Genomic DNA, 25065 nt, shown 5'->3' with positions numbered 1-25065 from the left:
GGGAGCAGCAAAATGAATAAGAAACTACTTGTACTGTCAGTAGCAGCCATTCTCGGCCTAGCGGCTTGTGGTAGCGACGGTGACAACGGCAAAGATGGCGCAGCCGGCACGCCAGGTACCGACGGTAGCAACGGCACTAATGGTAAAGACTGGACTGGCGTCAACCAGTGGTATATCGACGGTCAGAACCGCGTCACCAAGGCCGCGGGCATGAGCAAGAACAACGAAGCGGGCGCCGCCAAGAACATCATACTATTCGTCGGCGACGGCATGGGCGTATCCACGGTAACGGCGGCGCGCATCTTAGACGGTCAGCTCAAGGGCCAAACTGGTGAAGAGAACTCACTCGCTTTCGAGACCCTGCCGCATCTGGGCCTGGCTAAGACCTATAACGTCGACGGCCAAACCCCAGACTCTGCCGGCACCATGACCGCCATGGTCACAGGTGTGAAGACAGACGTTGGCGTGATCTCACAGGCCGAAGGCGTCGAGCGCGGCGTGTGTTCATCGACCACAGGTCAGGACCTGGTGACATCATTGGAACTGGCCGCCATGGCGGGCATGTCTACCGGCGTAGTCTCTACCGCCCGTATTACGCACGCCACGCCTGCGGCAACCTATGCCCATGTGCCAGAGCGTAACTGGGAAGCAGACAGCAACCTGCCGGCCGAAGCCGTTGCCAACGGCTGTAAAGATATCGCCGCTCAGATGCTGGACTTCAACGACGGCAAGGGGATCAACGTGGTCATGGGTGGCGGTCGCCGCGCCTTCATCCCTAACACCACAGTGGATCCTGAGGGCAAATCGGGTAAGCGTGCAGATGGTCGCGACCTGACCGCCGAGTGGATGGCGCAGTATCCTAACGCCGCCTATGTCACCGACCGTGACGGCTTCCTGGCCATGGACACCAACACCACAGAGCACGCCCTGGGTCTGTTCAACTCGTCTCACATGGAATACGACTATGACAGAGTCGAAGATGGCGTCGAAGGCGAGCCTTCACTGGCCGAGATGACGGCTAAGAGTATCGACATCCTGAGCAAGAACGACAAGGGCTTCGTACTGATCGTCGAAGCGGGTCGTATCGACCATGCTCACCATGCCGGTAACGCGGCCCGTGCCCTGCACGACACTATCGCCCTTTCTGAGGCGGTGCGTGTGGCCATGGAGAAGACCTCGGCTAACGATACCCTGCTCATGGTCACGGCCGACCACAGCCATGTGTTCACCATCGCAGGTTATCCAACCCGTGGTAACCCAATCCTGGGGCTAGTGAAGAGCAACGATTCAAACGGTCAGCCCTCAGTGACCAACTCAACCGATGCCAACGGCATGCCATACACCACTGTTGGCTATGCCAACGGTCTGGGCTTTGGCTCGCTGGAAACCGGTGGCGATGAGCGTTACAACTACGCCGCCGAGCCTGGCCGTGTCGACCTGAACTACATCGACACCCAGAGCGCCGGTTTCCACCAGGAAGCCCTGGTACCGCTGGGAAGCGAAACCCACGCCGGTGAAGACGTTGCCATCTTCGCCCGTGGCCCGGGCGCCAGCCTGATTGAAGGCACGGTCGAGCAGAATCACATCTTCCATGTGATGAACTTTGCCGGTGACCTAGTCAGCAAGGCAGAAGCGGCCGCGGCGCAATAAGGCGCAGCGACCCGCAGCCTGACGCCCCTAGCAGCTCCTTAGTTTCGGGCAGGGTGTCAGGCTGCTTATTTAGTTTTAAGAGAAATATCGGTAGGTCTATTATGTCTCGCTCAACACTCAAGTCAGTCTCACTCTTCTTAGGCGTCACCGGCAGCCTGCTAATGGGCAACCTGCTCCTTGGAAAACTAGCTATGGCTCATGCTCAGTCAGACAGCCAAGGGCATCTGCATGCCGCCGGTACTCTGATCTGTGACAGCGCCGCTCAGCCAACACGCTTTCAAGCCAGCTATCAGATAACCGCTGGAAATGATGATAAGGTGCAAGCCCACCAGCTGATCCTTACCCGCTTCGATGACACCATCATCTACCAGCGCGGCCCGGTCAGCTATGAGGCCTGGCAGAAAAATGGCGAGTATATCCGTTACTTCCCCGAGCAGAATCGCTCGATAAGCTATCGCCGCAGCGATCTGCTGGCGCTCAATATCCATACGGATATCGACAAACAGTTTCATCTGATCTCTCCGGCAGCCTTAAGCCAATTCGACAAGGGCGAGCAACATCAGGCGGCCTGTTTTACCCAGCAGCGATACTCACATACGAGTAAGAGCCAGCGGCAATCTTTGGCACTCGACTGGATAGACGAGCTTGGGCTCCCCGCCAGCCTGACCATTACCCAAAGCGGCCAGCAGCTTAACTACCGACTCACTAAGCTCACCCCTGTCAGTCAGCAAGAGTTCAACCTGCTAACCTCAGGCTATCAGGACCTCGACTTTGCCGACGTGGGCGACAGCGAGTCAGACCCTTTTATCGCCAAGATGATCACCCAGGGCTTTATTCAGCATGGTAGCTCGGGCTTCTACTCGGCAGACGGTAAGCAACTTGAAGGCGGCCACGACCACCATCACTAGGCCGTTTACCTGATAACAAAAAAGCCATCCTGAGGATGGCTTTTTGCTTTCACTGTGGCTGTCTCGCCAAGCTAATCGCTCAGAGCAACGCCTTGAACTTATCGATAAAGAGGTCGATATCTTCGCGGCTGATATCCGCATGGGTGACCAGCCTCAGCGTCTTACCCGGACTAATGAGAATACCTAAGGCCTTTAGCTCCCTGGCAAGCTTGTCTATCGCCACACCGTCGGCCACCCGGGCAAACAACATGTTGGTCTGCACCTCGCCAAGATCTACCTCAAACTCATCCAGGCTGCTCAACTGCTCCGCCAGATAACGGGCGTTTTCATGGTCGATTGCCAGGCGGGCAACTTGATCGTTCAGGGCGATTTCACCGGCCACGGCTAATATCCCGGCCTGACGCATGCCGCCGCCTAGCATCTTACGCCAGCGACGCGCCTTGTTGATCAGCCGCTCATCACCGAGCAGCAGCGAGCCCACGGGCGCACACAGGCCCTTGGAGAGGCAGATGGAGACTGAGTCGAAGTATTGGGTGATATCGGCAATATCCAGATTCTGCGCCACCGCCGCATTGGCGACCCTGGCGCCATCCAGGTGGATCTTGAGCCGCTTGTTGAAGGCCAGCGCCTGGGCCTCGGCCAGATAAGACTGAGGCAACACTTTGCCGCCTATGGTGTTTTCCAGACTCAGGAGGCGGGTACGGGCGAAATGGAAATCGTCCGGCTTAATGGCCGCCTCGATATCAGAGAGCAATATGCTGCCGTCAGCCTGATTGGTGAGGGGCTGAGGCTGAATGCTGCCCAGCACGGCGGCACCACCGCCCTCGAACTTATAGTTGTGAGCCTGTTGACCACAGAGATACTCATCGCCACGATCACAGTGAGACATGAGCGCCAGCAGGTTGGCCTGGGTGCCCGAGGAGGTAAACAGGGCACTGTCGAAGCCAAAACGCTCTGCCGCCATCGCCTCCAGTCGGTTAACACTGGGATCGTCCCCATACACATCGTCGCCAACCTGGGCATCTGCCATGGCGCGGCGCATCGCCGCCGTGGGCTGAGTTACTGTGTCACTGCGAAAATCAATCATCTTCCCCGTCCGACTCATCTTAAAATGATACACCGAGCGCAAATAGTACTCCTCGCCGCCCGCCCTCGCTAGAGCCAGCCCTAACGCCAGCCGAGAAAATTATCATCAGGCGTCACTCACTCTTAGCTTTAACCTGAATAAACTAATAGGATGAAAACCACAATGAGCCATATTTAAGGCAACAAACTGCTAACAAGCCAAAATTCACCAACATATAGAATTAAAAAATCTAATCCGAACTTTTCAAAAAATCTCGCTGTCATTTCCCGTGAGAGACTGGCAATATGCGCACTCTTTTTTCCCGACTGAATCGACAATGCAAGAAGCTGAATTTATCACCCTACTCTGGCTCATCGGCATACTGGCCGAGGCCATGACAGGTGCGCTGTGCGCCGGCAGAAAACAGATGGATCTGTTTGGCGTGGTCATCATAGGTTGTGCCACCGCCATCGGCGGCGGCACCCTACGCGACATTCTCCTGGGCAACTATCCCCTCATCTGGGTCGAGAACATCCACTACCTGTTGGCCATCGCCTTCGCCTCCCTGCTGACCGTACTCATCTCCCCCGTGATGCGCTATCTCTCCAAGCTGTTTCTGACCATAGATGCACTTGGGCTGGCGGTATTCTCCATTGTGGGCGCCCAGAAGACATTGCTCTTGGGTTTTAGCCCGGCTCTGGCCATCGTCATGGGTGTAGTGACTGGCGTCTTCGGCGGGGTGATCCGCGACATCCTCTGTAATCAGGTGCCGCTGATCTTCAAGAAGGAGCTCTACGCCCTGGTCTCGCTGACCACCGCCAGCCTCTACATGCTGCTGCGCAGCTATGAGATCACCGAATGGGTCAACCTGGCCATCAGCCTGAGCGTCGGCTTTAGCTTCCGCATGCTGGCTATTCGCTACCACTGGGGCATGCCCAAGTTTGACTATCAGCACGGGGATCAGAGCAATCAGGACAGTCAGGCCCATTAAGATTTTGCGAACCTTTCACCACCCCTTGTATCGCAAAATCTAGGCACAAAAAAAGGTCGGCAAATGCCGACCTTTTTGCTGTCAATCAACTTAAGGTTTAAGCCGCCGGGGTCTCTTTGACATAGATATCCATCTGTGGATATGGAATACCGATATTGTTCTCATCCAGCGCCAGCTTAATCTGCTCTAGGATCTCGAAACGGGCTGGCCAGTAGTCGCTACCCTTGACCCATGGACGTACCACGAAGTTAACCGAAGAATCCGCCAACTCGGTCAGCGCGACCGTGTAGCCTGGATCTTTCAGGATATGGGCGTTGTTGTCCAATACCTGCTTAAGCACGTCTTTAGTCTGCTTAAGGTCGGCATCGTAAGAGACACCGATCACCAGGTCGATACGACGGGTTTCCATGGCCGAGTAGTTGGTGATGGTGCCGTTCATGATTGACGAGTTAGGCGCCACTATCACCTTGTTGTCCGGGGTGCGCAGCTTAGTCGAGAAGATGGTGATCTCATCGACGGTACCCGCGATACCAGCGGCCTCGATATAGTCACCCACGCGACATGGACGGAACAGTACCATCAAGACGCCAGAGGCGAAGTTAGACAGCGAGCCCTGCAGTGCCAGACCCACGGCTAAACCGGCGGCACCGATCACGGCAACCAGAGAAGCGGTCTGAACACCGATCTGACCTAAGGTCGCGATGACGGTGAAGACAAATACCAGGGCCCAGGCCATGTTGGCCACAAAGGAGACCACAGTCTTGTCGATCTTGCGTTTATTCATCAACTTAGTGGTAAGGTTCTTAGCCACCTTGGCAAAGTACTTACCGATAAAGAAAATGACGATGGCAAAGATCACCTGAAGACCATAGGTCACGATCAGCTCGGGCGCTTGCTCGATATATTTATCCAAATTTTCCATGTAACGCTCCCTAATAAAATGGACCAGGATTATCTGGCCTCAACTATAAACTCGACTCTGCGGTTTAAGGCTCGCCCGCCAGGACCATCATTGTCGGTCACGGGCTGGCTGGCCCCCTTGGCGACTATCGACAGCCTTTGTGCCTCAACGCCATAATCTTGTACAAAAATCTGTTTTACTCGCTCGGCGCGCTGGCGCGACAGGTTCATATTGACCGCCTCGCTGCCGATGTTATCCGTGTGCCCGACTAGCGTTAACTTGGCATCGCTCGTCTTTAGAAAGCCATGCACCTTTGCCAGCTGCGGCCATTGGTCGATACCCACCTCGGCGCTGCCGAAGGCGAAATAGACGCGAAGGATATCAGGCTCACTGGCACCTTGATTAGCCGTGCTAGCTTGCTTAGCCGGCTCAACGCTTTTACCGGGCTCAGCCCCCTCACAAGCGATCAGTTGCGACCCCGCCCCCTTAGAAGCCATGCATGCCATCGCTTCGGCTCTAATCTCACAGCCCATAGCATCGACGGCGACATTGGGGCGCGAGTGTGGGCAGGCATCTTTACTGTCTGGCACCCCGTCTCGATCCCTATCGACCCAGCCCTGAGCCAGCACGGCGCCGGCAAGCCAGACGCTGCAAAGCGCGCCTAACAGGCCCTGACTCACCTTTAAAACAAAGGCGCTGCCCATTACACGGCAAGTGGGCATTAGGCGACCACCCGCCATTAGCTTACTTAGTTCAGTCATAGGAGTCACTCATGCCAATCACTCAAACAGAGCTGTCTCAAAACGCATGAAAAACAATCAAATATAAAGATGCAGACAGGGATACATTTTATATCCTTCTGCCTGCATCTCCAATATAAGAATATCTATCTAGTGAAATTAATTCTCATTCTGGCCTTCACCTGGCCGCCGAGCCCAGTCTAGCCATTAAGAGCCCACACGCTGCCCATAAAACTTAGATCTTGCCCAGTCAAAAAGCCAGTTAAAGATAATGGCATAGAAGAAAAACACCACCAAGAAAACCGCTTCTAGTATCAGCGCCTGCCAGATGGAGATGGCTAAAAACCAAGCCACCACGGGCACGGTTACAAACACTAGTCCCCCTTCGAAACCCAGGGCATGAAGCACACGCAGCTTAAGCGTGCGCCTGGTGCGATCTTCACCGAAATACTTATCGAACTGCAGGTTGTAGAAATAGTTCCAGGTGACCGTGTAGAGACTAAGACCGATCCCCACGGCAGCCATCTCCGCCACCCCATGGCCGGTAAACCAGATGGCGATGGGCACCACCAGCACCAGGGCAAAAATTTCAAACAACACAGAGTGTAGGATTCTCTCTGCTGTAGACATGCTGGTTGTAGGTATCCTCTTTGTAGGCACAATCTTTGTAGACACTATCTTGGTAGACATAAGCTCGCTCCGCAAAATTAACTTGCGACCATTTTTATCCACAAATATGATACTTAAAAGTTAGATACCATCTCATTTTACGATATGCCAACACTCGAACAGCTACAACTCTTTCTGGCAACGGTGGAAACCGGTTCCTTCTCGGCGGCGGCCAGGCGCCTCAATAAGGTGCAGTCTGCGGTGAGTCAGCAGATCATCAACATGGAGATAGATTGCGATACGCAGCTGTTCGACCGCAGCGGTCGCTACCCAGTGCTGACCCAGGCAGGCCAGACCCTGTTACCCCAGGCCAGGGCCGTGATTGCCCAGCACCTAAGGCTGCAATCTCTCATCGACTCGCTGGACGCCGGACTGCCGCAGCAGTTTCGTGTGGCCATAGACGAAGGGGTCCCCTTCGCCGAGTTCAGCCAGCACCTGAGCCTGTTTGCCGACCGCTACCCCCTGATGCAGCTCGAGCTGCGCATGCTGCCCAGCAAGGAGATTATCGAGCAGGTCAGGCAACAGAGCGTGGACATGGGGGTGGTCTTTAGTGAGGAGATCTATCCCCAGCAGATAGACTTTGAATCCCTGGGCTCAGTGAAGTTTGAACCTGTGGTCAGCCCCAAGCATCCGCTGGCCAAGGCGACCATGAACAATCTCGACCAGTTGAAACTCCATCGCCAACTCACCATAGGCAGCAAACAGGGACCGCAGTGGAGTTTTCAGGCGGAGCACTCGCCCCAGCTCTGGCTCGCCGACAACTACTATGCCCTGCTGGATCTGGCTAAGTCTGGCTTTGGCTGGGCCCTGCTGCCCGAACACCTGGTACTGGACGCCTTAGAGCAGGGGCAGCTATGCCATATTCCACTCACCATGGAGCAGATGGGCTGGATTGCCAATGTGGATCTGATCCAGCACAGCAGCGTCAATCAAGAGGTAAGCGGGGTATTCCGTCAAATATTGAGTGCGGCCATCGCCTAAGGAACGCCACCTAAATAGTTAGTGGCCAACGACAGGATAGATGATTAGCGCGGCGAGCCAGCAGGCTCGCCGCAAATAGACTTAGTCTGGTCAACGCCCACTAGGGCCTGTTTATCTTTCGCGTTCATTTTTGCAGCATTCTGTATCGCTTTTATACAAGGCAAAGCGATTGTAATGTAGTGCACTACATCAATGAGCGATAACGCAGTAGAAAAATGATACAGACGCTGCCCGCAGGGTTCGTCTTGAGCACGTTCAACTCTTTGTTACTCGGCTTTTATATAGAATAACTATACTTCAAGCCTCATGCCGCGATTTGAACGTGCTCAATTAGAACAAAAATTGTTCTCAAAAGGTCAACAGGCCCTAGTTACTGAGGGAGGCCTGTTGATACCAATGGCTCCAGGCGGGTCTGGCTGTGGTAGCCATGTGGGATTGCATCCCTTCCAGCAAGCGAACCAGCAATGCCCTGTCTTCACTCTTGCTGGAATAGAACAGGGGATCGTAGAAGCAGCGGCGCTGCAGGGGTTCGAGCTGGGTATCGAAGCCGCGATCGACTCCAGATACACAGAGATCCCGCGCCTTGAGCTGCAGGGCCAAGGCAGCCTCGTCTTCCAGCAGATGTGCCACCGGCCCCATGAGAAGGATAAGTGCCAGACGTCCCGGCGGATTCTTCTGCCAGTGCTCCAGCTCACCCGACTTGGCACCCACCAGCAGTTGCTGCCAATGACTCAAGGTCTCCGGGCATAGCTCCTTGGCCTCGACACCTTCGCCCTTCTCATAGTGGTGAAACCACTGCTGTAAAAACTGTTCCACGCTGCCCCCTAGATACAATTAAAGATACGATTAAATCATGAGTTTAAAAAATCTTGGTCGAGGCAGGATAACACCAGGCCAGCGGTCGGATAACTTGGACTTTGGTCGAAGGAAGTCGTAAATAGGAGTGACACGGCGTCGAGCGGCTCACACTTTTGCTTAAGCACTAAAGTAACAGAGGCAAATAGCAAAGGTACTAAATAGGGGAAACAAAATAGGGAAAACAAAACAACAAGCATAAAAAAGCGGCCAAGGGCCGCTTTACTAACAAACTAAAAGGCTATTTCGCCGCTTGCTGTGGTGGGTAGTTAAGCATCATGGCCGCTACCGCCTTATTAACCACCTCGACGCGCTCCTCTGGCGTACTCTTATCTCGGATGGTATCGGCAACCGAGCCGCGCCAGATGAGGTTACCCGTCTCTCTGTTGATCATATCCAGCACTAAGGTTCCCACCTCATACTCGCGCACCGTGGTTTGAGTATGCACACTGCCGCTCCAGCCCCAGCCTGGACGATAGTAGTAGGGGTCATAACCAAAGTTGGTATTAAAGGTATCGACATTGATCTTCTTGTCGACCTTAGTGAAGTAGTTCACCAGCACGTCGGCACTGTCTGCCTCGACTTTACTGATTCCCTTCATCTGCAGTTCACGGTCTACCGCCTCGCGAACACGCTGATCCATCAAGCCGTCTAAGTTATAGGTAGTATCCTCTGTCTTCTTAACCACCCAGGCATAGGTCTTCACCTCATCGAAGTTGACCTTAGGATCATAATCGGAGCTGGTTTTCAGTGTGCTACAGGCCGAAAGGGCAAGTGCAGCGGCCAAGATAATCACCTTTTTCATAGACTCTCCAGCATGTTTCAGACATGGCTTAAACAGGAATTTATCCTAAAGCTTACCTAGCAAACCTCTGTTCTACAACTCTTCTTTATTGTAAATGGCGTTTCATTCAGCTTGACTTCAGTAAAAACCTAAATGATAATGATTATCAATTAAGGTTAATTGAGATTCGTATCATGACTTGGTTTATCACAGCATTTGTTATCGCCAGCGCAGTGTTTATGTTTGCCCCTAAATCCCTGGCCACGCCCATGGCGGACAGCACTAAGATCAAGGCCTCCCAGTGGGTGCTCTTTACCCTGCCTATGCTGGCACTGCTTGTCATGATGATCGCCCTGGCAAAGGGTTATAGCTCGAGTCACGCCAGCATCGCCATCGGCTTCGCCCTCACCGCCTGTAGCGTGGCCATCAGCCGCTTTCATCGTTTCATCCTTCCCTGCGCCGCCTACACAGGCCTGTCACTGCTGATGTTGGCGCTGCAGTATCTCTAGCCTCTAGGTTTCGCTTAAAGAGTTTTGCTCACTGATTGCGCCAGCTCGCCTGGCGCCTTGGGATATTAAAACATTGATACCTCCCTGCATTTGGTATCGTTGCTTATCCATGACCACCCTAGGGTGGTCTTTTTTTTGTATCTAGGGATTACTCCTCCCACAAGGGAGTTTCAATTTGATAGACTCAGGGTATCTTAGTTAAGTGTGTGACAGATGATGAGAATCGATCCCAATATTGCCCTGGTGTACAGCACTGATGGCGGCAAAATAGACCAACCCAAGGAAACCAAGGCTATCCCGGAAGGCGATGGCATAGTACGCATTCATAAAGACAGCAAGGGCCGTAAAGGCAAAGGCGTCTCGGTGATCAAGGGCCTGGGCCTGGACGAGAAAGCACTCAAAGCTTTGGCGCAGAAACTCAAGAAACAGTGCGGTTGCGGCGGTACGGTAAAAGAGTTCAACATAGAGATCCAAACCGACAACCGTGAACAACTGAAAACCCTGTTGGAAAAGCTTAATTATCAGGTGAAACTGGCGGGTGGTTAACCCATTGGAGTGCTAGATGGAAAGTTTGCAAAATCATTTACTCATTGCCATGCCCTCGCTCAAGGATACCTTCTTCGAGCGCAGCGTGATCTACCTGTGCGAGCACAACGAACAAGGTGCCATGGGGCTGATGATCAACCGCCCCATAGGGGTCGATGTCAATGAGCTGCTCAGACAGATGGAGCTGGATGATTTTCATACCATAGAGAGCATCAACAGCAAGGTTCTGGTGGGGGGCCCGGTTGGGCAAGAGAAAGGCTTCGTGCTGCATACGCCGCAGTCACAGTGGAGCAACAGCCAGCAGATCAGTGATGATCTCATGCTCACCACCTCCCGCGACGTACTCACCTCCCTGGGCGGCAAAGAGGCGCCCGAACAGTTTATCGTCGCCCTCGGCTATGCAGGCTGGGGACGCCACCAGCTGGAACAGGAGCTGGCCGACAACACCTGGCTCTCCATCCCCGTCAATATGGATCTGATGTTCAACACAGCTCATGAGCAGCGCTGGCAGAAGGCCACAGAATCATTGGGCTTCGATATCTGGCAGCTCTCCTCCCAGGCCGGTCACGCCTAACAGTAAAGGATAAAATTCACTATGAGTTCAGCAAGTGTCTTGGGCTTCGACTTCGGCACCAAGAGCATAGGCGTCGCCATCGGCCAGCAGATCACAGGCAGCGCCACCCCCCTCGCCTCCCTCAAGGCCAACGACGGCATCCCCAGATGGGAAGAGATAGAGGCGCTCATCAAGGAGTGGAAACCCGACCTTATCGTCGTCGGCCTGCCCCTCAACATGGATGGTACAGAGCAAGAGATGACCCAGAGAGCGCGCAAGTTTGCCAACCGCATCAGCGGCCGCTTCGGCGTCAAGACAGCCACCCAGGATGAACGCCTCACCACAGCCGACGCCAAGGCCAGACTGTTCGAGATGGGCGGCTACAAGGCCCTGTCCAAGGGTCAGGTCGACTCCATGTCGGCGGTACTCATCATCGAGAGTTATTTCGAGAATCTCTACTAAAATTTGAACGTTCGAAGGCGGCCAAACAAGGCCGCTTTTTATTGCCCGACTTTTATTGCCTAAAGTTAGACTTTCCCTTTTTAACCTATTCCCATAGGGTAGTTAGCATTTACCCAACTAGCGCTATTCGCTGTTGTTCTTGAATGACTTACAGTAAGTGGAATAATGGTGGCGGAGGTTTCTAAACCTAGCATCTAGCTTGGTCTGTCCTGTAGTAAAGCTAACTCTAGCGTTGACCGTCATTATTTTGAATTGCTTGGCAGCAGGCTTTTTGTGCAGATACGCCTGTGAGACGCCGTAAATAAATCCCTTTAGGCTCTGCCGAAACATCCCTGTTTCGGAAGCTCCCGGCGTATCTACACCCAGTTATCCATCTCTTCGATTGGGCGGTATGGGAACACTCAGGAGACAAACAAATTAGATTTTTAACGCTATCCATCTGATTCTGATTAATTTTTGTATGCTTTACGCCAAAATAAAAGGCAGGCGTTAGCTTGTACGGTGAACGAAGTGAACGTATTGAATTTGTTTGCTAGCTTCCGTTGTTTCCTCTCAAACTGGTGACCACGGCTCTTTTTTGGGATTTAAGTTTTCGTAAGTGTCAAATTTAAACTCACAAGCAGACACAATCAGATCTTGTCGTATAGTGATAAATGTGTCTTCATCAAGTCCATTGTAAGAGGTTGTAAATTCAACAGTTAAATCTTCAGTTTTTCTATACCCACTCATAACGGGTTTTAAAAGCACTTCTTGGTCAGGGCCTTCAGATTCATTTGGTTCTCCCATGCTGAGAATTTTACCAACATATACTTTTCTATCTGATAGAGAAAGCATCACTAGGTGCTCTCCTTTTTTGAGCATAGCTTCGAATAAAAAGGCGTCCAAAGGGCTGTCAGAGAGTACTTTGGCAATCAAAGGCTGTCTTGTCGATAGAGTCCAGTAACGAATAAAGTACTTTAGAAAAGAAAGGCCGCTCCAAAGAAGTGGAACAACAAGAGATGTAATTATAACTACCAGTATCCATGCTAATTTCGGTACTTCGGTACTATTAAGAACTTCGTAACTAGAGAGGATTCCATTTACAAACTTATGCAAATCAATCTCAAATACAAAGCTACAAACTGTTACACTAGCTGGAAGATTTGAGTATGCATATGAATCAATAAATATTGAAATGAGAAAGCAATATAACCCAAACTGAGCACTCCTCAAATAAAGGTATTGCCCTTCATATCTATGAAGTTTGTATTTGTAGTAAGGATGAAAGTGAAATAATAGAAATCCGCTTACAAGAACAGGTAGTACAAGAAGAAGAAGCATTATCCTCGTTGTCTCACAAGTCTATCAGCTTTGTCATACACCCCAGAGGCAACCAAGTCTTGATGTACTTCTTTGGCACTTACAACAACTGTACCACGACCGATTACATCCAAAGAAGTATAGGAATTCTTGATCCTGTTCGAAAGCTCTCTATCTTCTTTGGAGCCGACAATACCAAAAGTTACAAATGTAAATATGGAGTTCAGCATTATAAACACATCCTCACGTCCCTTGACGTATATATTAGGCATTATAAGTAGACTCTATCCCCCTGTCCAGCAACCCCAGCCGAGAAGGAACTTCACAGCGTATAACCCAGACTTATCATTATCTCAAGTGGTGGAAAACAGAAATTAGGAGCTATCACCAAGCGGGGAAACAGCTATCTAAGACGACAGCTGATTCAAGGTGCTTGGTCTGTCATACGCTACGCCAATAATAACGACGACAGGTTATCAGTCTGGGCAAGAAAGGTCATCGAACGAAGAGGCAAACAGAAAGCGGCGATAGCTGTGGCCAACAAACTCGCCAGAATCATTTGGGCAATGCTTTACTACAAAACGGAGTACAGACCTGGCTAAACAACAAGAACAATTACATACCCTAAAAACCGAACACTATTAATGAAGTAACAGGTAATACCGGCCTTCGTAAATGCTGAGAGAGCACAAGGTGTTGTAACACCGAACGGACGATAAGCAGCGAAGGCGCGGTTCTCATTAAGGCCAGAGCACAATGATGCTCACAAACAGGTCGGATATACGTACGCAGTATTACTTTCTGTTACTCACAAAATGTTTGATCTATCCGAGGTGTCCATATACGTGCTTGCGGCGTGCCAAAAGAGTGCTTACACATAAGCCTGCCGCAGGCAATTGATAGAAGTGAAAGTACAACCTTCAACTCATTTAATAAGTGAGCATGTCGCCAAATGCTAATCAAGCAAACTAATGCCCCCCTTGAGGCAACCAAGAATCCCCCCTTTAACCTAACTCAGCTAAAGATAAGGCTTCACCAAATTCGCCATCATCTCGATATGATCATCCCTGTCATTGAGGCAGGCAATATAACGATACTTCTTGCCACCGGCCTGGGTGAACACATCCCGGTTCTCGTGTTCTATCTCCTCGAGTGTCTCAAGACAATCGGCGCTAAAGGCCGGGCAGACGATGGCGACATCATCCACGCCCTCTTTCCCAAGGGCTTCGAGGGTGGCATCCGTGTAGGGGCCGAGCCACTTGGCCTTGCCGAAGCGCGACTGGAAGGTGGTGATATAGTCATTCTCACTGAGTTCCAGACGCTCTACCACCAGACGGGTGGTCTTCTGACAAAGGCAGTAGTAGGGGTCGCCAAGGTGCAGGTTACGCTCGGGCATGCCATGGTAAGAGAGCACTAACTTCTTAGGCTTGCCATGCTTTGCAAAATCCTCGGCGATAGATTCGGCCAAGGCCGCGATATAATCGGGATGGTCATGATAGCTGTTGATAAAGTGCAGCGACGGCAGGTAGCGCCAGGACATCAGCTCTTTAGCAATAGCATCGAATGCCGAGGCCGTGGTAGGCGCGGCGTACTGAGGATAAAGGGGCAAGACAATAAGCTTGTCGCTGCCCTCTGCATGCAGCTTTTTCAGCGTCTCCTTGACGCTCGGCTGACCGTAACGCATGCAAAAATCCACATTGACCGCCATGCCCGCATCACTCAGGCTTTGCTGCAGCTTGTCGCGCTGGGCCTTAGTGATGGCCATCAGGGGTGAGCCCAGCTCGGTCCAGATAGACTGATACAGGGTCGCCGACTTGGCCGGGCGGACTCTGAGTATGATGCCGTGCAGTATCAGCATCCACACCAACTTAGGGATCTCCACCACGCGAGGGTCAGACAGAAACTCCGCCAGATAACGCCGCACCGCGCCCGTCGTTGGCGCGTCCGGTGTGCCCAGATTCATCAGCAGTACTGTGGTCTTGCCACGACCACCATGGCCCTGCTGTTTATTTAATCCAAAGTATTTTGCCAAAATGATTCCTTGTTTTTATCTGTTCAGGCGCCTGCCTTGCACTTGTCCGCTTACGCTCAACTCGATTGATTTTATCGAACTGGCTCTTATCTCACTTGCGCTCTCTCACTTACTCTAAAAGCAACTGAGCACTCATCTTGTACGCCCATTAGAGCAGCTTAGATCAAGGCCCGCCCATAAAAAAACCGATAAAAGGATTATCGGTTTTTTCAAAGTGCTATCAAAGGCTAGTCGAGATCCAGCGTCACACCTTCCATGAAGCCTGAGCTTGCAGACTCTGAGCTTTGCAGCTTGATCATCAAGCGCAGATCGTTTGGCGAATCGGCGTGGTGCAACGCATCCGAGTAGCTGATCTCACCTTCCACATAGAGCTTAAGCAGCGCCTGGTCGAAGGTCTGCATCCCCTGCTCGTTGGATTTCGCCATGGTTTCCTTAAGCAGGTGCAGCTCGTTCTTCTGGATAATGCTGGCAACCCTTGGGGTGTTGATCAATACCTCGATGGCCGCCCGGCGCCCCGTACCGTCGCTCTTAGGTACCAGTTGCTGCGCCACGATGCCGCGAAGGTTTAACGACAAGTCGAACAACAGCTGTTGATGTTTACTCTCGGGCACCAGGTGCATGATGCGGTCCAGCGCCTGGTTGGCGTTGTTGGCGTGCAGGGTAGCCATACACAGGTGACCGGTTTCGGCGAACGACAGGGCAAATTCCATGGTTTCCTGGGTACGGATCTCACCGATGAGAATCACGTCTGGCGCCTGACGCAGCGAGCTCTTAAGCGCGGCATCGAAAGACTCGGTATCTATACCCACCTCACGCTGGGTGATGATGCTCTTGCGATGGTCGTGCACGAATTCCACCGGATCTTCGATTGTCAGGATATGGCCACGGGCGTTGGCGTTACGATAACCCACCAGGGCCGCCAACGAGGTCGACTTACCCGTACCCGTACCACCCACCATGATAATAAGGCCACGCTTACTCATCACCAGGTCTTTCAGGATTGGCGGCAGTTTCAAATCTTCTACCAGCGGGATCTTGGTCTCGATGCGACGCATCACACAGCCCGGCGACTCGCGCTGCCAGAAGGCGCTGACACGAAAACGCCCCAAGCCTTTCTCGCCGTAGGCGAAGTTACATTCACGAGTCTCGTGAAACTCTTTACGTTGGGCCTCAGTCATCAAAGATTCGACAAACTCCAGCGCCTGGGCCGGGGTAAAGGGGTTCTCGGCAAGTGGACGCACCTCGCCATCAACCTTAGCACTGGGGGGAAAGCCGGCGGTGATAAAGAGATCCGACGCCTTACGCTCTACCATCACCTTTAAAAATGGACGAACTTCCATACTCAAACCTTATTAGAAACTAGCGTTTTTATTAGAACTCTTGGCCATCGCATCTTCACGGGTGATCAGGCCACGACTGACCAGATTTTGCAGACACTGATCTAGGGTCTGCATACCGTGAGCCATACCCGTCTGAATAGCCGAGTACATCTGCGCTACCTTATCTTCACGGATAAGGTTACGAATCGCCGGGGTACCCATCATGATCTCGTGCGCCGCCACACGGCCACCGCCCACCTTCTTAATAAGGGTCTGGGAGATAACCGCCTGTAGCGACTCTGACAACATGGTTCGCACCATACTCTTCTCGCCCTCAGGGAATACGTCGACCACACGGTCAATAGTCTTCGCCGCCGAGGTGGTGTGCAGGGTACCAAATACCAGGTGACCGGTTTCCGCCGCCGTCATGGCCAGACGTATGGTTTCGAGGTCACGCATCTCACCCACCAGGATCACGTCCGGGTCTTCACGCAGTGCACTACGCAGCGCGGCGTTGAAGCTGTGAGTGTGTCTGTGCACTTCACGCTGGTTGATTAGACATTGCTTGTTCTGGTGCACGAATTCGATAGGGTCTTCGATGGTCAGGATATGGTCGTGACGGTTTTCGTTCACATAATCTATCATGCCGGCCAGGGTGGTACTCTTACCCGAACCGGTCGGGCCTGTGACCAACACCAGACCGCGGGGAAAGCTGGCAATCTTCTTGAAAATCTCAGGGGCGCCCAGTTTCTCCAGGCTTAAGATCTCGCTGGGAATGGTACGGAACACGGCCGCGGCGCCACGCGACTGGTTAAAGGCGTTCACACGGAAACGGGCTAAGTTGGGCACTTCGAACGAGAAATCTATCTCTAAATGCTCTTCATAATCTTTACGCTGTTTGTCGTTCATGATGTCATAAACGAGGCTGTGTACGCCTTGATGATCCAGGGCAGGCAGATTGATCTTTCTGACCTCACCATCAACACGTATCATGGGAGATACTCCCGCAGAAAGGTGTAGATCCGACGCGTTGTGTTTTACACTAAAGGCAAGTAACTCTGTGATTTCCATAGTATGGGATATCCATTCAACCAAAAACTTACAACATGACAACAATAGCAGACAGACTGGCCCACGCCCACCAAAGAATCGCTCAAGCGGCGCAAAATTCATCACGTGATAGCAAGGAGATTCAGCTGCTGGCAGTCAGTAAAACTAAGCCCATAGATCAGATAGTAGCGGCATATGATGCCGGGCAGCGGCTTTTTGGTGAAAACTATGTCCAGGAGGGTGAAGAGAAGATAAATGCCCTGCGCGAAAGCCATGGCGACATCGAATGGCACTTCATCGGCCCGCTGCAGTCAAACAAGACACGCACCATTGCCGAGCACTTCGACTGGATGCACACACTGAGCCGGGAGAAGATTGCCAGACGCCTGAGCGAGCAGCGCCCCGACCACCTTGCGCCGCTGCAGGTCTGCATCCAGGTGAATGTCAGCCAGGAGGAGAGCAAGTCGGGCATTAATCCAGATGAGGTCGCTCACCTAGCCGAAACCATCGCATCCCTGCCCAGGCTGACCCTGAGAGGGCTTATGGCCATTCCCACCGCCACAGACGATGTTGCGCTGCAGCAGGACGAATTCAGTCAGATGCAGACCTTATTTAACGCGCTGAAACTGCGGCACCCAGACCTTGATACCCTCTCCATGGGGATGAGCCAGGACCTGGAACAGGCGATTGCCGCGGGCTCCACCATGGTGCGGATCGGCAGCGCCATCTTCGGCGCCCGGGATTATGCCAAAGCTTAGAATATCACGCCTAAGGCTGACCCCTTGTAATTAGCCTAAGCGCCCAAATATAGATAGTTAGACGAATAAATAGAGACCCTTATGACACAGAAGAAGATTTGCTTTATCGGCGCGGGCAACATGACTCGCAGCATCACCAGCGGCTTGGTCAAGGGAGGCTATGCACCTCAGCTTATTCATGCCACCAACCCAAGCGAAGGCAAACTCATCGCCCTGAAACAGGATTTAGGCATCCAGGTCTCCCACGACAACCTGAAGGCCGCCGATGGGGCCGACGTTATCGTACTGGCGGTCAAGCCACAGCTGATGCAGCAGGTGTGCGAGGCGATGAGCGGACTCAACCTGAAAGACAAGCTTATCGTCACCATCGCCGCAGGTGTCACGGCCGAGCGCTATCACGCCTTCTTCAAGCAGCCCATTCAGCTAATCCGCACCATGCCCAATACTCCGACTCAGATAGGCCTCGGCATGACGGGCCTCTACGCCGAGCCAGGCGTGGGCGAGCAGGACCGCCATCTGTGTGAGCAGCTGATGCAGACGGGCGGTGAAACCGTATGGGTCGAAAAGGAAGAGGATCTCAATCAGGTGATCGCCCTGGCGGGCAGCTCGCCGGCCTATTTTTTCCTTATGATGGAGGCTATGATTGACAGTGCCAAACGCGATGGCGTAGACGAGCAGACGGCCCGCGAGATGGTGCAGCAGGCCGCATTAGGTGCGGCCTCAATGGTGAAGCAGAACCCACAACTTTCACCGGCGCAACTAAGGGAAAATGTCACCTCTAAAGGCGGCACCACGGCTCAGGCCCTGGCGGCGTTTGAGCGCGCCGGCCTGAGGGAGATAGTGCGCACCGCCATGCACGACTGCATGGACAGGGCTCAGGAGATGGCGAAGCAGTTTTAGGGCTGGCCTTATATAGGTTTAACCCTAGTTTTATTCGATATAGCACAGTAGAGAAACACAATGGATGCATTAAGTTTTTTAGTGAACACCCTGTTTGACCTGTACCTCATGGTGGTCATCATTCGTATCTGGTTGCAGCTGGCCCGCGCCGATTTTTACAACCCCTTCAGCCAGTTTGTGGTCAAGGCGACCCATCCCGTAGTTGGCCCTATGCGCCGCTTCCTGCCGCCGCTAGGTGGCCTGGATACCGCCTCAGTGGTACTCGCCCTGGCGGTGGTGGTAATCAAGTTTGTGATCCTCAGCCTGATGGCGGGCGCCGCCATCAACCTGCCTATCATACTCTTGGTGGCGCTGGTCTCTGTAGTTAAACAGGCGGGCGTGTTGCTGTTCTGGATGCTTATCCTACGCGCCATCCTCAGCTGGGTTAGCCAGGGACATAATCCCATCGAGATGGTGATGGCGCAGCTGACCGAGCCGCTGGTCGCCCCTATCCGCCGGGTGATTCCGCCCATGGGCGGCCTGGATTTTTCGGTGATGATCTTCATGTTCGGCCTGATCTTCATCAACAAGCTGCTGTCGCAATACGTTCCCTTCTGGGCCAACGTCTAGATGGCGGTTGTCACCAAAGAAGAGGATGACCTCGTCATCAGGCTCTATATTCAGCCCAAGGCCAGCCGGGACCAGATTGTTGGTCCCCATGGCGACGAGCTTAAGGTGGCCATTACCGCCCCTCCTATCGACGGTAAGGCCAATGCCCACCTGTGTAAGTTTCTCTCGAAACAGTTTAAGACGGCTAAGGGCAATATCCTTATCGAGAACGGAGAACTTGGGCGCCACAAGCAGATCCGCGTGGTGATGCCTAAGGAGATCCCCGCGGAGATCTTGGCCTTAATCCCATGAAATGTGTAAGCAAATAAGCCAGGGCACCGCAGCCTAAGACTTTAATAGCTATACTAGAATCAATTATCCCGTGACAGGAGATCACCATGATACGTACCCTTTTTTGTGCCCTGGCGCTGACACTGCTTAGCATGGGCAATGCCGCGGCGGAGCAGAAACAGAGCGTCGGCACTTTTGATATCCACTATGTTGCCCTGGGCAGCACCTTCATCACCCCCTCCATCGCCAAGACCTACGGCATCAAGCGCAGTAGCTATACCGGCCTAATCAACATCTCGGTGCTCGATACCAGCGCCGAGGGGAATCCGGCGATACCCGTTGAGATCTCGGGGATCGCCAACAACCTGCTCGATGCCAGGGTGGAGCTGACCTTCAAGGAGATCCGCGAGGGTGAGGCTATCTACTACATCGCCGAGGTGCCCTACCGGGACGATCAGGAGATCAACTTTCAGATTGCCATCAAATATGGCAACAAGCTCAACACCCAGCTGAAGTTTAAGCAGAAGTTTTACGTCGATTAAACGGCCCCATTAAGCCACTTCAAACCCAGTTGAAGCCGCGCCCTGCGCGGCTTGTTGTTATTTAAGCAGATGCCCTATCGTTTCCCCGCCAGCTTGGGTATCATGGCGGCCATTGAAACCTGCCACCATGAGTCAGCGAAAATGAATCAAATCGTATTAGCCAGCGGCAACAAGGGAAAACTGAAAGAGTTTGCCGAGATCCTTGCCGAATTTGGCATCGAAGTCCTGCCACAGAGCCAATTTAATGTTCAAGAGGTCCCGGAAACCGGCACCACCTTCGTCGAGAACGCCATCATCAAGGCTCGCCACGCCGCCCAGGTAACCGGCCTTGCAGCCATCGCCGACGATTCCGGCCTGGAAGTAGACGCCTTAGAGGGTGCCCCCGGCATCTACTCGGCCCGCTACGGCGGCGAAGGCGCCAGTGACAGCGATAACTACAACAAGTTACTGGACGCGCTGACTAACAGCGACAAGCGCAGCGCCCGCTTCCAGTGCATCCTGGTCTATATGCGCCACGCCAAAGACCCGACGCCCATCATCTGCCAAGCATCCTGGGAAGGGACTATCGGCTTCGAGCCTAGGGGCGACAACGGCCATGGCTATGACCCTATCTTTATTCCCGCCGAGCATGAGTGCAGCGCCGCCGAGCTAAGCAGCGACGAGAAGAATGCCCTCAGCCACAGAGGCAAGGCGATGCAGCTGCTACTGGCCGAGCTCAAGGCCAAGGGTGTTCTCGGCTAATGCTTAAGCTTCCTCCGCTCAGCCTCTATATCCATATCCCCTGGTGCGTGCAGAAATGCCCCTACTGCGACTTCAACTCCCATGGTCAACATGGTGAGCTGCCGCAGCAGGCCTATGTGAATGACCTGCTCGCCGATCTGGCTAACGATGCCGCCTATGTTCAGGGGCGCAGCCTGCACTCCATCTTTATCGGTGGCGGCACACCGTCGCTATTCGATGCCGCCCAGATAAGGCGTCTCCTCAAAGGCGTCGAGGCGCAGATCCCCTTTGCAGAGGATATAGAGATCACCATGGAGGCCAACCCGGGCACCCTGGAGCACGATGACTTTAGCGCCTATTTCGCCGCCGGGGTGACTCGCCTCTCTATCGGAGTGCAGAGTTTTTCCAGCGACAAGCTGAATCTGCTCGGCAGAATTCACGACAAGCATGAGGCTGAGGTCGCGGCCACCAAGGCCGCCCAGGCCGGTTACCAGAGCTTTAACCTGGATCTCATGCATGGCCTGCCCAATCAGAGCTTCGAGGAAGCGATGCACGATATCGATAAGGCGGCGGCCCTCAATCCGCCTCACCTCTCCTGGTATCAGCTCACCATAGAGCCCAATACCCTGTTCCACTCTAAGCCGCCACAGTTGCCTGACGACGAGGCACTTTGGCAGATCTATGAGCAGGGCCAGCAACGCCTCGCCGCGCTCGGCTATGAACAGTATGAGATCTCCGCCTACGCCAAACCCGGTTATCGTTGTCGTCACAACCTCAACTACTGGCAGTTTGGTGACTACTTAGGGATAGGCTGCGGTGCCCACGGCAAGATAACCCTAGTGAATGAGCAGCGCATCTACCGCACGGTGAAGATAAAGCATCCCAAGGGCTATCTGGGCGCCAGTGATTATCTATTCGATAAGAGCGAGGTGTTAGCGGAAGACAGGGCGCTGGAATACCTGATGAATCGCCTCAGGTTGATGTCGCCTATCCCTAGGCGCGAGTTTGAGGAACGCACCGGCCTCTCTGCAGATGTACTGGATGACGGCATGGCACGGGCGGCGGCAAAGGGTCTGGTGATCATAGAAGCCGATCACTGGCAGCTTACGTCCAAGGGACAGATGTTTGTCAACGAGCTACTTGGACTGTTTTGCGAATAATCTTTCCCCTCAGACGAGGGGAACAGAAACATTTTCTAACACTTAGTTTGCATATTTAATCGTCAGCTTTATTAGGATAACAGGCACTAGTCAATCTAAGCCAAGTTAAACTAATAAAGTTATGCCAATAAAAACAAAAACAACTATGCTCGCCATCACCTTGGCGACACTACTTTCTGGCGCTGTACACGCCGCGCCAGTTTCACTCCCTCTACTTAGCGCCAGCGAACCCGCACAAAAGATTAGCGCGCAAGAATCGGAAAAGGCTAACCAACTCTTCGAAACCATCTTCATGGAAAATGTGATGGCCAGCCCCATGAGTCAGACCCAGCTTGGGATCAAGACAGATTACGGCAAATGGGATGAGCGAGGCGAAGCCGCCGATAAGGAGAGCCTGGCTAGAGATAAGCGACATCTCGCGCAGCTCAAACAGATAGATAAGAGTAAGTTAGATGCGCAGACGCTGCTGAGTTATGACCTGCTGACCCAGAAACTTGAAGAGAGCATCAAGGACTATAAGTGGCGCCTTTACAACTACCCGGTTAACCAGATGTATGGCGGCCACGCCATGGTGCCCTCTTTCCTGATTAACCAACATCAGATAGACAGCGTCGCCGACGCCGAGGCCTATATCAGCCGTCTCAAGGGTGTGCCCCACTACATGCAGCAGCTGGAAGAAGCATTAGAGGAGCGCGCCAAGGCCGGCATCATAGCGCCTAAGTTTGTGTTTGCCTATGTGCTGTCCGACAGCCGCAACATCATCAGCGGCGCCCCCTTCGACCAGGCGGATGACAGCGCCATCTGGGCCGATTTTCAGCGTAAGGTGGCCAAGCTTGCGATAGCGGATAATCAACGCAATAAGCTGCTCGATGAGGCCAAGCAGGCGCTGACCGCCAAGGTCAAGCCCGCCTATGACAAACTTATCGCCTACATAGAAACCCTAGAGAAGCGCGCCGATACCAAAGATGGCGTGTGGAAGTTTAGAGATGGTGACGCGTTTTACAACAACGCCCTGGCACGCACCACGACCACCCAGATGACAGCCGATGAGATCCATCAGCTGGGCCTTGCCGAGGTCGACCGCATCCATCAGGAGATGCGCGCCATCATGAAGAAGGTCGGCTTCAAGGGCGATCTCAAGGCCTTCTTCAAGTTTATGCGTGAAGACAAGCAGTTCTACTATCCTGACACGGAAGAGGGCCGCACCGCCTATCTCAAAGATGCCAAGACGCTGATAGATAACATCTCCTCGCGTCTCGATGAGGTGTTCTATGTCAAACCCAAGGCCCCCATGATAGTCAAACGGGTCGAGGCGTTTAGAGAAAAGTCTGCCGGTAAGGCGTTTTATAATCAGCCGACGCCCGATGGCAGTCGCCCTGGCACCTACTACGCCAACCTGTATGATATGGACGCCATGCCCAAATACCAGATGGAGGCGCTCGCCTACCATGAGGGCACACCGGGTCATCACATGCAGATAGCCATCGCCCAGGAGCTAGAGGGGATCCCTAAATTCAGGAAGTTCGGTGGCTATACCGCCTATATCGAAGGTTGGGGACTGTACAGTGAGTTCTTCCCTAAGGAGATGGGCCTGTATAAAGATCCCTACTCTGACTTCGGCCGCCTCTCCATGGAGCTATGGCGCTCATGCCGACTGGTGGTGGATACGGGGATCCATGCTAAGCATTGGACCCGCGAGCAGGGGATCCAATACTATGTCAACAACACTCCAAATGCCGAATCAGATGCGATCAAGATGGTTGAACGTCATATCGTGATGCCATCTCAGGCGACCGCCTACAAGATAGGCATGCTCAAGATTGTCGATATTCGCGAGAAGGCCAAGGCCATCATGGGAGATAAGTTCGATATTCGTGAGTTCCACACCCTGGTACTCAAGAACGGGCCACTACCGCTGGATGTGTTGGAATCTAAGGTAATGAACTGGGCCCACAAGGCCTAACAGCTGACCTTATATTCAAGATTGTCCATAAGAAAGGCCGCTCTTAAACGAGAGCGGCCTTTTTACATTTACCTGCAAATAGTCATTAACTCAGGCTCATGTATTCATAATGGCCTTAGCGCTGCTCGCTAAAGCCCGATGGCGTCACCTTAATAAGCTTAGTCACCAGCTTAGCAGGCGCCTCGGCCATACTCTGCTCGTCGCCATGGGGGAGATAACTCAGCGACACACTCGAAGTCACATCGAATGGCTCTTCAACTTGCAAGTCACGGATCTCGATTCTGTCTCCAATAAAAACACTGCCTAACTGCGCGATATCGCCGCGTTTATGATTGAGATTAAACAGGCCCAGGTAGGCGAACACGCCACTGCCCTGATTGGAGACAAAGAAGGGCGCCACAAACAGCATCTGGTCAGCGTCACCGACATAGTTGAGGGTCAACATCTTCATATAATCGAGGCGCACGCTGCCACGCTCTGGGCCATCCTGATAATCGCCACTGGCAAAGCGTCTGTCGCCACTGAGATCGACACGGGTCAGCCTCGCCTCGGCCGGGGGCTGCGACTGGGACTCGGGCAGCTTGATAGACCAGCCCTCATGAGCCTTTATGCTAAAGAGGGTCAGCATGACCCTGTCGATATCTTCATCTAATGGGACGACACTGCCATCCTCCTGCACCACATAGAGGTCATCATGGGTAAAGTTAAAACGGTAGATGCCCGCCAGAATGACTAAGCTAACCAGGGCGAGAATTGAAAACAGTAGTTTACGAGCCATAAATATCCCTTTACTCATTAGAGGCCGATTCGATTGAACTGTGCAGCACA

General features: G+C 53.0%; 28 protein-coding genes and 1 pseudogene. 17 read left to right on the top strand and 12 right to left on the bottom strand.

The window, feature by feature from the left end; genetic code table 11:
• The first annotated feature begins 12 nt into the window (after positions 1-12).
• Both L2731_RS10530 and L2731_RS10525 read left to right on the top strand, forming a co-directional pair.
• Positions 13-1650: an alkaline phosphatase family protein gene (locus tag L2731_RS10530; RefSeq protein ID WP_041510448.1), complete on the top strand. Its 1638-nt coding sequence runs from the start codon at positions 13-15 to the stop codon at positions 1648-1650.
• A 101-nt stretch (positions 1651-1751) separates the two neighbouring features.
• Positions 1752-2558: a hypothetical protein gene (locus L2731_RS10525; RefSeq protein WP_249253039.1), complete on the top strand. Its 807-nt coding sequence runs from the start codon at positions 1752-1754 to the stop codon at positions 2556-2558.
• A 79-nt stretch (positions 2559-2637) separates the two neighbouring features.
• Here the strand turns inward: L2731_RS10525 and ltaE are convergent, their stop codons facing one another.
• Positions 2638-3645 (bottom strand): low-specificity L-threonine aldolase, encoded by a 1008-nt coding sequence (gene ltaE, locus L2731_RS10520; RefSeq protein WP_249253038.1) that lies wholly within the window; start codon positions 3643-3645, stop codon positions 2638-2640.
• A 316-nt stretch (positions 3646-3961) separates the two neighbouring features.
• Here ltaE and L2731_RS10515 point away from each other — a divergent pair, with 316 nt between their 5' ends.
• A complete protein-coding gene (locus L2731_RS10515) occupies positions 3962-4615 on the top strand; it encodes a trimeric intracellular cation channel family protein (protein WP_249253037.1) in 654 nt (217 codons plus the stop codon).
• Positions 4616-4712: 97 nt separating this feature from the next.
• On the opposite strand, the gene L2731_RS10510 is transcribed toward L2731_RS10515, so the two are convergent.
• The 3 genes from L2731_RS10510 to L2731_RS10500 form a co-directional block, all read right to left on the bottom strand.
• A complete protein-coding gene (locus tag L2731_RS10510) occupies positions 4713-5537 on the bottom strand; it encodes a mechanosensitive ion channel family protein (RefSeq protein ID WP_239849917.1) in 825 nt (274 codons plus the stop codon).
• A 29-nt stretch (positions 5538-5566) separates the two neighbouring features.
• Positions 5567-6277, bottom strand: coding sequence for an OmpA family protein (locus L2731_RS10505; RefSeq protein WP_249253036.1), 711 nt, complete (start codon positions 6275-6277; stop codon positions 5567-5569).
• A gap of 186 nt (positions 6278-6463) precedes the next feature.
• Positions 6464-6886, bottom strand: coding sequence for a PACE efflux transporter (locus L2731_RS10500; RefSeq protein WP_249253035.1), 423 nt, complete (start codon positions 6884-6886; stop codon positions 6464-6466).
• Between the two features lie 144 nt (positions 6887-7030).
• On the opposite strand from L2731_RS10500, the gene L2731_RS10495 reads away from it, so the two are divergent.
• The gene (locus tag L2731_RS10495; RefSeq protein WP_249253034.1) at positions 7031-7906 is read left to right on the top strand and encodes a LysR family transcriptional regulator; all 876 of its coding nucleotides are present in this window, start codon (positions 7031-7033) and stop codon (positions 7904-7906) included.
• 366 nt (positions 7907-8272) lie between these two features.
• Here L2731_RS10495 and L2731_RS10490 read toward each other — a convergent pair whose 3' ends face one another.
• A complete protein-coding gene (locus L2731_RS10490; RefSeq protein ID WP_239849914.1) occupies positions 8273-8722 on the bottom strand; it encodes a DUF924 family protein in 450 nt (149 codons plus the stop codon).
• A 280-nt stretch (positions 8723-9002) separates the two neighbouring features.
• Positions 9003-9566 carry a DUF4136 domain-containing protein gene (locus L2731_RS10485; protein WP_249253032.1) on the bottom strand — a complete coding sequence of 188 codons (564 nt, stop codon included), beginning with the start codon at positions 9564-9566 and terminating at the stop codon, positions 9003-9005.
• A gap of 173 nt (positions 9567-9739) precedes the next feature.
• Here L2731_RS10485 and L2731_RS10480 point away from each other — a divergent pair, with 173 nt between their 5' ends.
• The 4 genes from L2731_RS10480 (at position 9740) to ruvX (ending at position 11615) form a co-directional block, all read left to right on the top strand.
• The gene (locus L2731_RS10480; protein WP_249253030.1) at positions 9740-10054 is read left to right on the top strand and encodes a hypothetical protein; all 315 of its coding nucleotides are present in this window, start codon (positions 9740-9742) and stop codon (positions 10052-10054) included.
• 216 nt (positions 10055-10270) lie between these two features.
• The gene (yciH, locus tag L2731_RS10475; protein WP_041510556.1) at positions 10271-10600 is read left to right on the top strand and encodes a stress response translation initiation inhibitor YciH; all 330 of its coding nucleotides are present in this window, start codon (positions 10271-10273) and stop codon (positions 10598-10600) included.
• A gap of 16 nt (positions 10601-10616) precedes the next feature.
• Positions 10617-11174, top strand: a complete 558-nt coding sequence (locus L2731_RS10470; protein ID WP_249253028.1) for a YqgE/AlgH family protein — start codon at positions 10617-10619, stop codon at positions 11172-11174.
• Between the two features lie 21 nt (positions 11175-11195).
• The gene (gene ruvX, locus L2731_RS10465; protein WP_220058764.1) at positions 11196-11615 is read left to right on the top strand and encodes a Holliday junction resolvase RuvX; all 420 of its coding nucleotides are present in this window, start codon (positions 11196-11198) and stop codon (positions 11613-11615) included.
• A gap of 552 nt (positions 11616-12167) precedes the next feature.
• On the opposite strand, the gene L2731_RS10460 is transcribed toward ruvX, so the two are convergent.
• Both L2731_RS10460 and L2731_RS10455 read right to left on the bottom strand, forming a co-directional pair.
• The gene (locus L2731_RS10460; protein WP_249253026.1) at positions 12168-12710 is read right to left on the bottom strand and encodes a hypothetical protein; all 543 of its coding nucleotides are present in this window, start codon (positions 12708-12710) and stop codon (positions 12168-12170) included.
• Between the two features lie 224 nt (positions 12711-12934).
• Complete coding sequence (locus L2731_RS10455; protein ID WP_249253024.1) at positions 12935-13144, bottom strand: hypothetical protein; 210 nt, start codon at positions 13142-13144, stop codon at positions 12935-12937.
• A 123-nt stretch (positions 13145-13267) separates the two neighbouring features.
• Here L2731_RS10455 and L2731_RS10450 point away from each other — a divergent pair.
• Positions 13268-13516 (top strand): annotated as a pseudogene (locus tag L2731_RS10450) (transposase); the annotation flags it as partial.
• Between the two features lie 416 nt (positions 13517-13932).
• Here the strand turns inward: L2731_RS10450 and hemH are convergent.
• The 3 genes from hemH to L2731_RS10435 all read right to left on the bottom strand — a co-directional run bounded on the left by hemH (position 13933) and on the right by L2731_RS10435 (position 17336).
• Positions 13933-14946 carry a ferrochelatase gene (gene hemH, locus L2731_RS10445; protein ID WP_249253022.1) on the bottom strand — a complete coding sequence of 338 codons (1014 nt, stop codon included), beginning with the start codon at positions 14944-14946 and terminating at the stop codon, positions 13933-13935.
• A gap of 227 nt (positions 14947-15173) precedes the next feature.
• Positions 15174-16286, bottom strand: coding sequence for a PilT/PilU family type 4a pilus ATPase (locus tag L2731_RS10440; RefSeq protein WP_239849908.1), 1113 nt, complete (start codon positions 16284-16286; stop codon positions 15174-15176).
• Positions 16287-16298: 12 nt separating this feature from the next.
• Positions 16299-17336, bottom strand: a complete 1038-nt coding sequence (locus L2731_RS10435) for a type IV pilus twitching motility protein PilT (RefSeq protein ID WP_041510434.1) — start codon at positions 17334-17336, stop codon at positions 16299-16301.
• Between the two features lie 35 nt (positions 17337-17371).
• Here L2731_RS10435 and L2731_RS10430 point away from each other — a divergent pair, with 35 nt between their 5' ends.
• The 8 genes from L2731_RS10430 to L2731_RS10395 all read left to right on the top strand — a co-directional run bounded on the left by L2731_RS10430 (position 17372) and on the right by L2731_RS10395 (position 24237).
• Positions 17372-18073 carry a YggS family pyridoxal phosphate-dependent enzyme gene (locus tag L2731_RS10430; protein ID WP_249253020.1) on the top strand — a complete coding sequence of 234 codons (702 nt, stop codon included), beginning with the start codon at positions 17372-17374 and terminating at the stop codon, positions 18071-18073.
• Positions 18074-18154: 81 nt separating this feature from the next.
• The gene (gene proC / locus L2731_RS10425; RefSeq protein WP_249253018.1) at positions 18155-18973 is read left to right on the top strand and encodes a pyrroline-5-carboxylate reductase; all 819 of its coding nucleotides are present in this window, start codon (positions 18155-18157) and stop codon (positions 18971-18973) included.
• Between the two features lie 60 nt (positions 18974-19033).
• Entirely contained in the window at positions 19034-19582 is a 549-nt protein-coding gene (locus L2731_RS10420; protein WP_220080195.1) for a YggT family protein, read from the top strand.
• Entirely contained in the window at positions 19583-19873 is a 291-nt protein-coding gene (gene yggU / locus L2731_RS10415; protein ID WP_239849905.1) for a DUF167 family protein YggU, read from the top strand.
• 86 nt (positions 19874-19959) lie between these two features.
• The gene (locus tag L2731_RS10410) at positions 19960-20394 is read left to right on the top strand and encodes a DUF4426 domain-containing protein (RefSeq protein ID WP_041510429.1); all 435 of its coding nucleotides are present in this window, start codon (positions 19960-19962) and stop codon (positions 20392-20394) included.
• Between the two features lie 141 nt (positions 20395-20535).
• Complete coding sequence (gene rdgB, locus L2731_RS10405; RefSeq protein WP_249253016.1) at positions 20536-21135, top strand: RdgB/HAM1 family non-canonical purine NTP pyrophosphatase; 600 nt, start codon at positions 20536-20538, stop codon at positions 21133-21135.
• Positions 21135-22274: a radical SAM family heme chaperone HemW gene (gene hemW, locus L2731_RS10400; RefSeq protein ID WP_249253014.1), complete on the top strand. Its 1140-nt coding sequence runs from the start codon at positions 21135-21137 to the stop codon at positions 22272-22274. Before rdgB ends, hemW begins: the two co-directional genes overlap by 1 nt.
• Positions 22275-22395: 121 nt before the next feature.
• On the top strand, positions 22396-24237 hold the full coding sequence (locus tag L2731_RS10395) for a DUF885 domain-containing protein (protein ID WP_249253012.1): 1842 nt from the start codon (positions 22396-22398) through the stop codon (positions 24235-24237).
• Positions 24238-24352: 115 nt separating this feature from the next.
• On the opposite strand, the gene L2731_RS10390 is transcribed toward L2731_RS10395, so the two are convergent.
• The gene (locus L2731_RS10390) at positions 24353-25015 is read right to left on the bottom strand and encodes a hypothetical protein (protein ID WP_249253010.1); all 663 of its coding nucleotides are present in this window, start codon (positions 25013-25015) and stop codon (positions 24353-24355) included.
• Between the last annotated feature and the right edge of the window lie 50 nt (positions 25016-25065).

Origin of the sequence: Shewanella aquimarina, assembly GCF_023349185.1 — a bacterium.
GTDB classification, from domain to species: domain Bacteria; phylum Pseudomonadota; class Gammaproteobacteria; order Enterobacterales; family Shewanellaceae; genus Shewanella; species Shewanella aquimarina.
The sequence above is the reverse complement of the archived record's forward strand: the minus strand, read 5'-3'. Positions and strand labels throughout refer to the sequence as shown.

What these genes read in the sequence shown, in the direction of transcription:
- L2731_RS10530 (WP_041510448.1), top strand. Translation starts at nt 13, where the DNA reads ATGAATAAGAAACTACTTGTACTGTCAGTAGCAGCCATTCTCGGCCTA.
- L2731_RS10525 (WP_249253039.1), top strand. Translation starts at nt 1,752, where the DNA reads ATGTCTCGCTCAACACTCAAGTCAGTCTCACTCTTCTTAGGCGTCACC.
- ltaE (WP_249253038.1), bottom strand. Translation starts at nt 3,645, where the DNA reads ATGATTGATTTTCGCAGTGACACAGTAACTCAGCCCACGGCGGCGATG.
- L2731_RS10515 (WP_249253037.1), top strand. Translation starts at nt 3,962, where the DNA reads ATGCAAGAAGCTGAATTTATCACCCTACTCTGGCTCATCGGCATACTG.
- L2731_RS10510 (WP_239849917.1), bottom strand. Translation starts at nt 5,537, where the DNA reads ATGGAAAATTTGGATAAATATATCGAGCAAGCGCCCGAGCTGATCGTG.
- L2731_RS10505 (WP_249253036.1), bottom strand. Translation starts at nt 6,277, where the DNA reads ATGACTGAACTAAGTAAGCTAATGGCGGGTGGTCGCCTAATGCCCACT.
- L2731_RS10500 (WP_249253035.1), bottom strand. Translation starts at nt 6,886, where the DNA reads ATGTCTACAGCAGAGAGAATCCTACACTCTGTGTTGTTTGAAATTTTT.
- L2731_RS10495 (WP_249253034.1), top strand. Translation starts at nt 7,031, where the DNA reads ATGCCAACACTCGAACAGCTACAACTCTTTCTGGCAACGGTGGAAACC.
- L2731_RS10485 (WP_249253032.1), bottom strand. Translation starts at nt 9,566, where the DNA reads ATGAAAAAGGTGATTATCTTGGCCGCTGCACTTGCCCTTTCGGCCTGT.
- L2731_RS10480 (WP_249253030.1), top strand. Translation starts at nt 9,740, where the DNA reads ATGACTTGGTTTATCACAGCATTTGTTATCGCCAGCGCAGTGTTTATG.
- yciH (WP_041510556.1), top strand. Translation starts at nt 10,271, where the DNA reads ATGAGAATCGATCCCAATATTGCCCTGGTGTACAGCACTGATGGCGGC.
- L2731_RS10470 (WP_249253028.1), top strand. Translation starts at nt 10,617, where the DNA reads ATGGAAAGTTTGCAAAATCATTTACTCATTGCCATGCCCTCGCTCAAG.
- ruvX (WP_220058764.1), top strand. Translation starts at nt 11,196, where the DNA reads ATGAGTTCAGCAAGTGTCTTGGGCTTCGACTTCGGCACCAAGAGCATA.
- L2731_RS10455 (WP_249253024.1), bottom strand. Translation starts at nt 13,144, where the DNA reads ATGCTGAACTCCATATTTACATTTGTAACTTTTGGTATTGTCGGCTCC.
- L2731_RS10440 (WP_239849908.1), bottom strand. Translation starts at nt 16,286, where the DNA reads ATGGAAGTTCGTCCATTTTTAAAGGTGATGGTAGAGCGTAAGGCGTCG.
- L2731_RS10435 (WP_041510434.1), bottom strand. Translation starts at nt 17,336, where the DNA reads ATGGAAATCACAGAGTTACTTGCCTTTAGTGTAAAACACAACGCGTCG.
- L2731_RS10430 (WP_249253020.1), top strand. Translation starts at nt 17,372, where the DNA reads ATGACAACAATAGCAGACAGACTGGCCCACGCCCACCAAAGAATCGCT.
- proC (WP_249253018.1), top strand. Translation starts at nt 18,155, where the DNA reads ATGACACAGAAGAAGATTTGCTTTATCGGCGCGGGCAACATGACTCGC.
- L2731_RS10420 (WP_220080195.1), top strand. Translation starts at nt 19,034, where the DNA reads ATGGATGCATTAAGTTTTTTAGTGAACACCCTGTTTGACCTGTACCTC.
- yggU (WP_239849905.1), top strand. Translation starts at nt 19,583, where the DNA reads ATGGCGGTTGTCACCAAAGAAGAGGATGACCTCGTCATCAGGCTCTAT.
- L2731_RS10410 (WP_041510429.1), top strand. Translation starts at nt 19,960, where the DNA reads ATGATACGTACCCTTTTTTGTGCCCTGGCGCTGACACTGCTTAGCATG.
- rdgB (WP_249253016.1), top strand. Translation starts at nt 20,536, where the DNA reads ATGAATCAAATCGTATTAGCCAGCGGCAACAAGGGAAAACTGAAAGAG.
- hemW (WP_249253014.1), top strand. Translation starts at nt 21,135, where the DNA reads ATGCTTAAGCTTCCTCCGCTCAGCCTCTATATCCATATCCCCTGGTGC.
- L2731_RS10395 (WP_249253012.1), top strand. Translation starts at nt 22,396, where the DNA reads ATGCCAATAAAAACAAAAACAACTATGCTCGCCATCACCTTGGCGACA.
- L2731_RS10390 (WP_249253010.1), bottom strand. Translation starts at nt 25,015, where the DNA reads ATGGCTCGTAAACTACTGTTTTCAATTCTCGCCCTGGTTAGCTTAGTC.